General features: G+C 58.1%; 4 protein-coding genes and 1 pseudogene. 3 read left to right on the top strand and 2 right to left on the bottom strand.

Going from position 1 to position 9,684, the window contains the following annotated elements; genetic code table 11:
- Nucleotides 1-199: 199 nt before the first annotated feature.
- Nucleotides 200-2,071: an excinuclease ABC subunit UvrC gene (gene uvrC, locus NW819_RS01010; RefSeq protein ID WP_414412627.1), complete on the bottom strand. Its 1,872-nt coding sequence runs from the start codon at nucleotides 2,069-2,071 to the stop codon at nucleotides 200-202.
- A gap of 614 nt (nucleotides 2,072-2,685) precedes the next feature.
- On the bottom strand, nucleotides 2,686-2,901 hold the full coding sequence (locus tag NW819_RS01005) for an IS630 transposase-related protein (protein ID WP_414329292.1): 216 nt from the start codon (nucleotides 2,899-2,901) through the stop codon (nucleotides 2,686-2,688).
- Nucleotides 2,902-3,186: 285 nt separating this feature from the next.
- Here NW819_RS01005 and NW819_RS01000 point away from each other — a divergent pair, with 285 nt between their 5' ends.
- From NW819_RS01000 to NW819_RS00990, 3 genes and pseudogenes are all read left to right on the top strand, one after another.
- Nucleotides 3,187-7,794, top strand: coding sequence for a glutamate synthase-related protein (locus NW819_RS01000; protein WP_414412626.1), 4,608 nt, complete (start codon nucleotides 3,187-3,189; stop codon nucleotides 7,792-7,794).
- Nucleotides 7,795-7,898: 104 nt separating this feature from the next.
- Nucleotides 7,899-8,990 carry a magnesium-protoporphyrin IX monomethyl ester (oxidative) cyclase gene (acsF, locus tag NW819_RS00995; RefSeq protein ID WP_414412625.1) on the top strand — a complete coding sequence of 364 codons (1,092 nt, stop codon included), beginning with the start codon at nucleotides 7,899-7,901 and terminating at the stop codon, nucleotides 8,988-8,990.
- 47 nt (nucleotides 8,991-9,037) lie between these two features.
- Nucleotides 9,038-9,684 (top strand): annotated as a pseudogene (locus NW819_RS00990) (site-2 protease family protein); the annotation flags it as partial.

The raw sequence follows: 9,684 nt of genomic DNA, 5'->3' as shown, positions 1-9,684 counted from the left end.
ATGAAAGATCAACACAACCTAGGGCACTAAGAACGCCTGCCCCTGAGATTATGTATCATTTTTGCTTTGAGCGATGTTTTCCGCACTACAAGTTCCCCCCTAACCCCGTAAAATCACGGGCGAGGAAGGGTGCTCAGGCTTCTGTGGATATCACCCCACCGAGTGCTGGGGGAGCAGGGATCCCTGCGCGGATTCTCAACTACTCCACCTGCGCTGTCTCCGGGGATCCCGCCTGAGTTTCTGGGTGAAAGTAGCGGTAAATCTGTCGGGCAATCTTCGGGCCAATGCCGGGCACCTGGGCCAGCTGGTCTTCTGAAGCCACCTGAATGCGGGCAATCGACCGAAATTCTTCCATCAGCAGCTTTTGCCGATACTTGCCTAGGCCGGGGATCTCGTCCAGCGTAGAGGCATGCTGACGCGCTTTCCGTTGCTGGCGATGAAAGGCGAGAGCAAATCGGTGGGCCTCATCTCGCAGGCGTTGCAACAACAAGCGAGCCGGATCTTGGGCGGTCAACCGCAGGGGCACGGGATCCCCCGGCAGAAAGATCTCTTCTTCTCGTTTGGCCAAGGCAATTACCGGCAGGTGATCCAGCCCCAAATCCGCCAAGACGGCCATGACTGCCGACAACTGCCCCTTGCCCCCGTCGATGAGCACCAAATCCGGCTGATCCTCAGGGGTCATTTTGCTGAAGCGACGCCGGGCCACTTCTGCATGGCTGGCAAAATCATCGGAGTGACCGGGGCGCACCTCAGGGTTGCGAATCTTGTAGCGGCGGTAGTGCTGTTTGGCAGGCAGGCCATCGATAAACACCACCTGACTGGCCACAGCATCGGATCCCTGGATGTGGGAAATATCGTAGGCTTCTAGACGGCGGGGCACATCCGGCAAATCCAAGACTTCTGCCAAGCGCTCCAAGGCCGCGGCATCCCGATCCGCCAAGCGCTGAGTGCGGGTTAGCTCCAGTTGGGCATTCCGCTCAACCAACTCGATCAGCTCGGCTTTGCTCTGCCGTTGGGGGGCAACAAGGCTGACCTTGCGGCCTTTTTTCTGACTCAGCCAAGACTCCAGAAAATCGTGATCGGGCAGTTCATACTGGGTCAAAATCTCAGAGGGAATTTCCACCGGATCGCAGTATTGATAATGCTCTTGTAAAGCCCGCTGCAAGATAAGGCCTGGGTCGTCACCGCGGTTTTCGGCCACAAACCCCAGCCGCCCCACCAACTTGCCTGCCCGCACCTGAAACAATTGAATGCAGGCTCGTGAATCATTCATGGCCAAGGCCAGAGCATCACGGCTGACGGTAGAGTTAGGCAAAGAGACCTTCTGGGATTCTCCCAATTGTTCCAAACCGCGAATTTGATCCCGATATCGTGCGGCTGCCTCGTAATTTTCCTGTTCGGCGGCCTGGATCATCTTCTCCTGCAGCTCTCGGATCAGCTCATCTGTCTGGCCTTGGAAGATCATGGCCACTTGAGTCAGCGTTTTGCGATACTCTTCTGGGCTGATCAAGCCTTGGCATACCCCGGGGCAGCGCCCAATGTCGTAGTTCAAACAGGTGCGATCTTTGTACAGAGGTTTGGGCCGTTGGCGCAAGGGAAAAATTCGTTTGACCAACCCAAGGGTATGGCGCAACAGGCCAACATCGGTGTAGGGGCCATAGTATTTGTCTTGATTCCGATCAAGGCGACGATGGCGGGTGATGTAAAGCTGGGGATAAGGCTCTGACCAGGTAATGCACAAATAGGGATACTTTTTGTCATCCTTGAGAAGAACATTGTAGGGGGGCTGATGGGTCTTAATCAGATTGTCTTCTAGGGCTAGGGCTTCACTTTCATTGTCGGTTACGATAAACTCGATCTCGCAAACCTGAGCTACCATGCGCTGAATGCGAGGGGACAGGTCGCCGGTGAAGCGGAAATAAGATCGCACTCGAGAGCGCAATTTCTTGGACTTGCCTACATAGAGGATCTGATCCGTGGCATCTCGCATTAAATATACGCCGGGTTCAGCAGGAATCTCCTTGAGACGGCTCTCTAGAACGTCACGGCTGTGAATCAGAGGGACGGTCATAAAGTTCAGTTCTATCGGGTAGAGTCAGGGATCCCATGACTTCAATCTAGCAAGGATATGGCTTTTCTCGGCAACACTGACTCCAACCCATGTGGAGACACAGTCATTCTGAACAATCATTCTGAACAAGTTTGGGAAGCTCGTCCTGCTTTCAAGCTCCAACCTGCTAGCACAAATGGCAATAGCTCGTCGCATCGCAGGATCAAAGTACCTCTTTTGACGGGTAGACCTCCATGATTTGGGAAGGATAAGTTGATTTGTGATTAACATAATTTTGTCCAGAGTTCTGGTAGTTCATTTACATAAGATATAGCAGCAATGGAAAGTCGCTTAAGTTTATTAACTAGGGATATATTGAATTCTGAGACAATCTTTTGAGTAGATTCAGGTATAAATTGCCTGTGACAATCCTGGCATCGATAATGCTGCTTTCCATTATGGATCTTGTCGTATCTAAGTTAAAAGAATGACGGCTTGGGCAAGTCAGCATGAGCTTACTCAGAAACACGAAAAATCTAGGGTAATAGTATCATTGCTCCCAGAGCACCACCAGTATAGTCAATAGGGCAAGGGCTCCGTCCCGCTGGCGCGACCCGAATCTCTGAGCTCTATCCTTACAATTGAGCTCCTGGATCCTGGCCTATGTCTTGCTGCAGGGCGGCCAAGTCTATCTTTGGCTTCTGGGTCTTGACTTTTGTCGGCCTGAGGTCTTCTAGGTTCAGCCAGCGATAGACCGTTGCACGCCTGACTTTGTACATCTGTTGTACATCTGTGGGGTTGCCCTCTTCCTGGACATACCCTACGGCTGTCTCCCTACCGCAGTTCTCCACAGGGCCAGTTGCCAGCGAGCGGAGCCGGTGTGAGCTGGCGCATTCGCCCTAGCTTTCTCAGATCGTCCGCAGTCCGTCGGGGAAAGCTGCAGAAGAAACTCGAAAAATCTGTTCATGGCGAGCTTTTTTGTCTTTACTTCGCTGATCCGATTGCCCCAACGGTTGCCCTGTTGGCAAGAGCCAGCCGTGACTTGAGACTGCCCCCCTTTTCCTGTCGGATTGGAGTGCGATATGCTGGTTTTCCACCTCTGAAAGCGTGATTTATTCCAAACTGTTTTTACTCCTATGAATCCCCATCCCTCTCAGGTCTCGGCCCCTATCCTGCAGGAAAACTGGCACTTTCAAGAGCGGGATGCTTGCGGGGTCGGCTTTTTGGTGGATCAGCAGGGGAGAGCCAGCCACGACCTCTTGCAGAAAACCCTTCAGGCCCTCACCTGTATGGAACATCGGGGTGGCTGTGGCGGCGACGGCCAGAGCGGTGATGGGGCGGGCATTGCAACGGCAATCCCCTGGTCGCTGTTGCAGGCAGAGAGGGAAGAAATTCGAGCTTGGGATCCCACTCACAGCGCGGTGGGGATGGTCTTTTTGCCTCAGGATCCTGCTGAGTGTCAGGCGGTGCAGCAGGTGATCGATGAGTACTTGACCACCACCGACTGGCAGCGGGTGGTTTGGCGGCAGGTACCGGTCAATCCCAATTGCCTGGGGCCGATGGCACGGCAGACCATGCCCTCCATTTGGCAGATGCTCCTCACCCATCCCACGCTGGAAGGAGACGAGCTAGAGCAGCAGCTCTATCTGTTGCGGCGGCGCATTCGGCGGCGGGTAGAGGCTCGGTTTGGCTTTTATGCTCTGTATTTTGCCTCTTTGTCCTGCCGGGTTGTCGTTTACAAAGGCATGGTGCAATCGTCGGTTCTGGGCCAGTTTTATCGAGATCTGCAAAACCCCCTCTACACCACCACCTACGCCACCTACCACCGCCGCTTCAGCACCAATACCCTGCCGCGTTGGTCGCTGGCTCAGCCTTTCCGCTACCTCTGCCACAACGGCGAGATCAACACCTACCTGGGCAATGTCAACTGGATGGCCGCCCGCGAACAAACCCTTTCCCATCCCCGCTGGGGTACAGCGGTCGAGGATCTGAAGCCGATTATTGACCCGGGCACCAGCGACTCAGCAGGTCTGGACGCTGTGTTTGAGCTGTTGATTCAGTCGGGCTACTCCACTCAGCAGGCGATGATGGTGCTGATCCCGGAAGCCTATCGCAACCAGCCAGAACTGCAGAATCACCCGGAAGTGGTGGATTTCTACGAGTTCTTCGGCGGCCTGCAGGAGCCTTGGGATGGCCCGGCGATGGTGGTTTTCTGCGACGGCAAAACCATCGGGGCCACGTTGGATCGCAATGGCCTGCGCCCAGCCCGCTACGCTCGCAGCCGCGATGGTCTGCTGGTGGTGGCCTCGGAAGCTGGCGTGGTTCCTCTGCCGGAGACCGACATTTTGGAAAAAGGGCGGCTAGGCCCAGGGCAGATGCTGACGGTGGATCTGCAGAGCGGGCAAATCTGCAAAAACTGGGAGATCAAAACCCAGGTGGCAGCCCAGCACCCCTACGGCGAATGGCTCAAAGCCCATCGCGTTCAGCTCAGCACCCAAGGCTTTGAAAATACCCCTCACCTCTCGGAAGAACAACTGTTACAAGCCCAAACCGCCTTCGGGTACTCCTCAGAAGATGTGGAGATGATCATCGAGGAGATGGCGGCTACGGGCAAGGAGCCCACCTTCAGCATGGGGGATGATGCGCCGCTGGCTGTGCTGTCCACCCAGCCTCATCCCCTCTACGACTATTTCAAGCAGCGCTTTGCCCAGGTCACCAACCCTGCCATCGATCCCCTGCGGGAGAGCCTGGTGATGTCTTTGGATGTGTATCTGGGATCCAAGGGCAACCTGCTGGAGATCCGCCCTGAGCATGCCCGCCTGTTGCAGTTGCGCAGCCCGGTGCTCAACGAAGCGGAGCTGGCCGCTCTGCAGCATACCCCTTTTCCCTGCCACACGCTCCCGATTCTCTACCCGGTGGCTGCCGGCCCAGAAGGACTGGAGGTCCAGGTACGGGCCCTCTGCCAGCAGGCGGCTCAGGCAGTGCGGGGGGGAGCTGAGATTTTAATCCTCTCGGATCGCGGCCTTGATGCCGAGCAGGCTCTGATCCCACCTCTGTTGGCGGTGGGCGCCATCCACCATCACCTCATCCAGGAGGGGCTGCGCCTACGCGCTTCCCTGGTGGTGGAGACTGCCCAATGCTGGAGCACCCACCACTTTGCCTGCTTGATCGGCTACGGGGCCAGCGCCGTTTGTCCTTATCTGGCCTATGAAGCTGTGCGGCAGTGGTGGCACAAGCCCAAGACGCAAACCCAGATGGCTGCCGGCAAGTTGCCCCAGCTTTCCCTGGCCGAGGTGCAACTGAAGTACCGCGCCGCCATTGAGGCAGGGCTGCTCAAGATTCTTTCCAAAATGGGCATTTCTCTGCTCTCCAGCTACCACGGAGCGCAGATTTTCGAGGCCATTGGCCTGAGCCAAGAGGTGATCGATCTGGCCTTCCGCGGCACGGTGTCGCGGGTGGGAGGCATGACGCTGGCGGATCTGGCCCGCGAGGGCATGGTGAATCACCAGCGGGCCTTTCCCGAACTCACCTCGAAAAAGCTGGAGAACTTTGGCTTTATCCAGGCGCGGCCCAAAGGCGAATACCACATCAACAGTCCAGAAATGGCCAAACTGCTGCACAAGGCCATCGAATCGGGTCAGCCTGCCCACTATGAGATCTACAGGGCGCACCTGCGCAGCCGCACCCCCACCGCGTTGCGAGACCTGCTGGATTTCCGCAGCGACCGGGATCCCATTCCCTTGGAGGAAGTGGAACCGGTGTCGGAGATTTTCAAACGCTTTGCCACAGGTGGGATGTCCTTGGGGGCCCTCAGCCGCGAGGCCCACGAGACCCTGGCCATTGCCATGAACCGCATCGGCGGCAAGTCCAACTCCGGTGAAGGCGGGGAAGATCCGGAACGATACCTCCCCATCACCGATGTAGGCCCAGATGGCACCTCGGCCCGCTTTCCCCACCTGAAGGGGCTGCGCATGGGGGACAACGCCAGCTCGGCGGTGAAGCAGGTGGCCTCGGGCCGCTTTGGCGTGACACCGGAGTATTTGCTCAACGCGCGGCAAATTGAGATCAAAATTGCCCAGGGGGCCAAGCCGGGCGAGGGCGGGCAACTGCCGGGCAAAAAGGTCAGCCCCTACATCGCCAAGCTGCGCCGCTCCAAGCCGGGGGTGACCTTGATCTCGCCGCCGCCCCACCACGACATCTACTCCATCGAGGATCTGGCGCAGTTGATCTTCGACTTGCACCAGGTGAACCCCCAGGCACAGGTGTCGGTGAAGCTGGTGGCGGAGGTGGGCATCGGCACGGTGGCGGCAGGAGTAGCCAAGGCCAACGCCGACATCATCCAAATCTCCGGCCATGAAGGGGGCACAGGGGCTTCCCCCTTGAGCTCCATCAAACATGCCGGGGCACCTTGGGAGTTGGGCCTGGTGGAGGTGCATCATACCCTGCTGGAAAACGGCCTACGGCAGCGCTCCATCCTGCGGGTGGATGGCGGCATTCGCACGGGTTGGGAAGTGGTGATGGCGGCCATGCTGGGGGCAGAAGAGTTTGGCTTTGGCACGGTGGCCATGATTGCGGAGGGGTGCATCATGGCGCGGGTGTGCCACACTAACAACTGCCCTGTGGGAGTGACCAGCCAGAAGGAGGAGTTGCGCAAGCGCTTCCCCGGCACACCGGATCACGTGGTGACCTTCTTCACCTTTGTGGCGGAGGAGGTGCGCCAAGTCTTAGCGCAACTGGGCTACCGCTCTCTGAAGGAGGTGATTGGACGGGTGGATCTGCTCTGTCCGCGGGCCGATGCCGTTCTCCAGAAAACCCCATCCTTGAACTTGGAGTGTCTGCTGCGAACTCCCCCCGGTTTTGATCCCAACACCCTGCCCGACTGGTTGGAGCATGAGCCGGTGCATTCCAACGGCCCGGTGCTGGATGAGCAGATCCTGGCTCAGCCGGAGGTGCAGAAGGCGGTGGAGACCTGCGGCACGGCCACGGTGGAGATCCCTATCGCCAACACCGACCGCTGTGTGGGCGGGCGCATTGCCGGAACCTTGGCCCGCTTGTACGGAGATACCGGCTTCGCCCAACAGGGGGGGCAGTTGGATCTGCGCTTTGTCGGCAGCGCCGGCCAGAGCTTTGGCGCTTTTACACTGGCGGGGATGCGCCTGACCCTGACAGGAGAAGCGAATGACTACGTGGGCAAGAGCATGTGTGGCGGCGAGATCGTCATCCTGGCTCCCCCTGAGGCGCCCCGCGATCCGGCGGAAAATGTAATCCTGGGCAACACCTGTTTGTACGGGGCCACGGGCGGATCCCTGTTTGCCAACGGCCAGGCGGGGGAACGCTTTGCGGTGCGCAACTCGGGAGCGCAGGCGGTGATCGAGGGATCCGGCGACCACTGCTGCGAGTACATGACCGGTGGGGTGGTGGTGGTGCTGGGGCGGGTGGGCCGCAACCTGGGAGCGGGGATGACCGGCGGCCTGGCCTATGTGCTGGATGAGGAGGGCAACTTCCCCGCCAAGGTCAACGGGGAGATCGTGCGCATTCAGCGGGTGCAGACAGCAGCAGCAGAGGCACAACTGAAGAGCCTGATCCAAGAGCACTATCGCCGCACCCATTCCCCCAAAGCGGAGCGCATTCTGCAAAATTGGGAATCCTATTTGCCTCTGTTTTGGCAGGTGATCCCGCCTTCGGAGGAGGGCAGCGAGCTGACGGATCCCTTGCGATCCCAGCCGCTGGCAGTGGAGTCTTAAGGATCTCTCAGAGCCTGCCGGTAACACTTCTTATCCCCACGACGGCCAGAGAGGCTGGTAAACTGCGAGAGTATACCTGGCCTTTTCATCCGCTTTAAATCACTATGAGTCCCAGTTTGCAAGCTGCTCAAACTCAAGCGCGAGTGCCCACCGAGACCATCCTGACGCCGCGCTTCTACACCACCGATTTCGAGGCCATCGGCAAAATGGGCTTAGGGGATCGAGAGGCCGATTTCCGGGCCATCCTGCAGGAGTTTCGCGCCGACTACAACCGCCATCACTTCGTCCGGGGTGAGGAGTTCAACCAAGACTGGGAAAGCCGCCTGGATCCGCAGGCGCGCCGGTTGTTTGTGGAGTTCTTGGAGCGCTCCTGTACAGCCGAGTTCTCCGGTTTTCTCCTCTACAAGGAGCTGTCGCGCAAGCTAAAAGAGACCAACCCCGTTTTGGCCGAGTGCTTTGCCCTGATGAGCCGCGATGAGGCCCGCCATGCCGGCTTTCTGAACCGGGCTATGGGCGACTTCAACATGGCCTTCGACCTGAGCTTTCTCACTAAGCACAAGTCTTACACCTATTTCGCGCCGCGTTTCATCTTCTATGCCACCTATCTCTCGGAGAAGATTGGCTACTGGCGCTACATTCTCATCTACCGCCACCTGGAGGCCCACCCCGAGGATCGCGTTTACCCGATCTTCAACTTCTTCAAGAACTGGTGCCAGGACGAGAACCGCCACGGCGATTTCTTTGCGCTCATGCTTCTGAGCCAGCCGCGGCTGCTCAAGGGATGGGTGGCCAAGCTGTGGTGCCGCTTCTTCTTGCTGTCGGTGTTCGCCACTATGTACCTCAACGATGTGGGAGAGCGCCCCGATTTCTACCGCCTCATCGGCTTGGATCCCCATACTTATGACATGGAGGTAATCTACAAGACCAACCGCGAGGCGGCCAAGGTGTTCCCGGTGGTGTTGGATGTGGAAAACCCTGAGTTTGTGCGGCGGCTGCAAAAGTGCGTGGCCAACAACGCTAAGCTGAGGGAGATTGCCCGGGGATCCGGCCCCTTCAAGGGTTTGCGCAAGCTGCCCCTCTACTTGGATAACTTCTATCAGTTTTTGCGGCTGTTCCTCCTGAAACCTCGGAAAGCTGGCTTCTACCTGTGGGAGCAGCCGGAGCCCCGTTTTGAAGGAACGGCTGTTTCTGCTTGAGCCGTCTTGCCCTCAGCTTGGTACCCGTACAGCCTCATAGGTCAGCCATGAACATTGCCGCTGAGATTACGCCGCTCTTTTTGCTGGGAACGCTGGCCTTTTTGGGTTGGGGCTTCTGGAGAGCCCGTCGGCGGGGATCCTTAGCCGTTTGGGTGTGGTTACAGGGATCCCTGCTCTTGTTGCCGTGGGTGGTTTTCCTGGGGCTGCTGCTGCTGGGGATCTACCTCAATTTTGCAGGCTTCCTGGTGTTGCTGTTGGTCTTTACAGGGCTTTACATTGCTGTGGGGCGCAAGACCCGCCAGTTGGCCCAACAGGAGCTGCAGGCCCGTCGCGAGCAGTTGGCTCGTCTGGAAGAGCAGGGGGAAGCCCCTTCGGCAGGGGAGGCGCCTTTGGAAGCGCCTGCGGTTCTGCAGCGGATCTCGGCTGAGGATCTGCAGGCCATTCAGTCTATTTTCGGCCTCGATACCTTCTTCGTCACCGAGACCGTCCCCTATGGGGAAGGGGCGATTTTTAAGGGCAACCTGCGCCAGGAGGCGGAGGTGGTGGTACCCCTGCTGGTGGAGAAGCTCAAAGAGCAGGTGGGCAGTCGCTACCAGCTCTTTTTGGTGGAGGATCCGGCGGAAAAGCCGGCGGTGGTGGTCTTGCCGGATCCCATCGTCAATTACCGCGCTTCCGTGGGGGCGCAGATCCTGGC

The organism is Synechococcus sp. R8-2 (assembly GCF_047461715.1).
Classification (GTDB): Bacteria; Cyanobacteriota; Cyanobacteriia; order Thermostichales; family Thermostichaceae; genus Thermostichus.
Note: the sequence above shows the minus strand (reverse complement) of the source record. Positions and strands in the feature narration are given on the sequence as shown.